Genomic DNA, 1,782 nt, shown 5'->3' on the forward strand with positions numbered 1-1,782 from the left:
AGCCAATGCTGAATTTTTAATTAACATGAGGCCAAGAAAGGCGTTAAACTTTCTCAGTCCTTATGAGTTTTTAACAGGTAAACGTGTGTCGCTTATTGCTGAGATCTAGGTCCTACTTAAAGGATTCCAGAGAATTCGTTATTATGGGCTACAAGCTACAGCGAGTTTTAATAAATGGTATGAAATAATCGCGAATGTAGCAGGAGATTTCGTTGATGGTACGATTATCTATGTTAGTCGATTGGAATATAGTAATTTTTTTAGAGAGGTAGCAGGTAGAAATCCACTTGTTTGTGCGTTTTGTGGTGATGATATGGAATTAGTTCGGCTATATAATCCTGATAGAGGGTTTTTCTATGATATATTTTTACCTTGATCTTTTGTTGTTTGTTCTTCTACATTATAGGTATAGTTACCGCACTGACAATGGATGTCTATAATGATAAATAAGTTTACCTCTAGTCTCATTATTATTTTTTTATTATGTTTAGGGTTTTATATTGCATACCGCTTTGAGTTTAGCTCTTCTCTATCCTTTTCATCGGTCAACAAAGTGACACTACTAGATGAGAAGGTTCGTGTCGTAGAAGGTAATCAAGCTCCCATTTTTATATTAAGCATTGATGGTGGGGGGTTGAATGGTATTATTCCTATAGCGGTACTGCAATATATAGAGGAAAATAGTGGGATCCGTATTCAAGAAATCTTCGATTTGATGGTAGGTACTTCAAGTGGTGGGATTGTAGCGAGTTTAATTGCTACACCTGATAAATCAGGAAAAGCTAAGTTTAATTTGACCGATATTCAAGCTGTATTTCATCAGGGTGCAAGTAAGCTGTTTTCAGCGAGTGCATATCGCGATCTATTGTCCTTGCATGGATGGATAGCGCCTCGATATTCAGTTCAAAAAAAATACGATTTATTTAATCAATATTTACCTGAAATGATGTTAAGAGAAGCATTAATACCGATAGCTATTCCATCATTTGATTATGATAATATGGAACCAATAGTATTTAAAAGTTGGACAGGTGACAATTATTATATGAAGGATCTGTTAACCGCTAGTACAAGCGCCATCAGCTTTTACGCTCCAAGTATGATTTATTCGCATACAAATAAGAAGAATCATGAGCTCTTAGATGCTAGTTTATATTTGAATTCACCTGAAGTTGTAGCATTACTACTAGCTCAGAAATTGTATCCAGAGAAGAAATATATAATGGTTTCGTTGGGGGCTGGGATGGTAGATAACGATTACTTCGCAGAAAGCGGAAAGCATTGGGGGATACTACAGTGGAATATAAAATTTATAAGGTTAATGCTGTTTGCAAGAATGAAATTTAATGCTCATATTATGCGGCATCTGATTACAAATAAGGATGATAATGTTAGTTCTTATCACCGTTTTAATATCACTATTCCATTAGGTGAAGTCTCGGGGTATGATCCTTCTAAACAAAATATTGATAAATTAGATGGTTATGCACGAAAGATAATTAGTAAAAATAAAAAGTCGCTAACGGAGTTGATTGACTTGATAAAGGATCAGCATAAAAACATTGAGTCAAATTCATTAAAATTGACAGGAGAAAAAGTGAAATAGACGCCACAAATTTATGTTATTAAACTTGTAGTGTAAACTTAAATGTTATCTATCGATTAGATAGCGGCCTAGATCTCAGCAATAAGCGACACACGTTTACCTGTTAAAAACTCATAAGGACTGAGAAAGTTTAACGCCTTTCTTGGCCTCATGTTAATTAAAAATTCAGCATTGGC

Annotated in this window: 1 protein-coding gene and 2 pseudogenes; 2 read left to right on the top strand and 1 reads right to left on the bottom strand. The window is 34.6% G+C overall.

Annotated elements, in window-relative coordinates:
• Together L2764_RS27010 and L2764_RS27015 are read left to right on the top strand one after the other, a co-directional pair.
• Window positions 1-109 (top strand): annotated as a pseudogene (locus L2764_RS27010) (IS30-like element ISVsa7 family transposase); the annotation flags it as partial.
• Window positions 110-439: 330 nt separating this feature from the next.
• Complete coding sequence (locus L2764_RS27015; protein ID WP_248943418.1) at window positions 440-1,606, top strand: patatin-like phospholipase family protein; 1,167 nt, start codon at window positions 440-442, stop codon at window positions 1,604-1,606.
• 68 nt (window positions 1,607-1,674) lie between these two features.
• On the opposite strand, the pseudogene L2764_RS27020 reads toward L2764_RS27015, so the two are convergent.
• Window positions 1,675-1,782: pseudogene (locus L2764_RS27020) on the bottom strand (IS30-like element ISVsa7 family transposase); the annotation flags it as partial.

The sequence above is a fragment of the Shewanella surugensis genome (genome assembly GCF_023284005.1).
GTDB lineage: Bacteria > Pseudomonadota > Gammaproteobacteria > Enterobacterales > Shewanellaceae > Shewanella > Shewanella surugensis.

Coding starts and splice junctions, on each gene's coding strand:
- L2764_RS27015 (WP_248943418.1), top strand. CDS start 440: ATGATAAATAAGTTTACCTCTAGTCTCATTATTATTTTTTTATTATGT.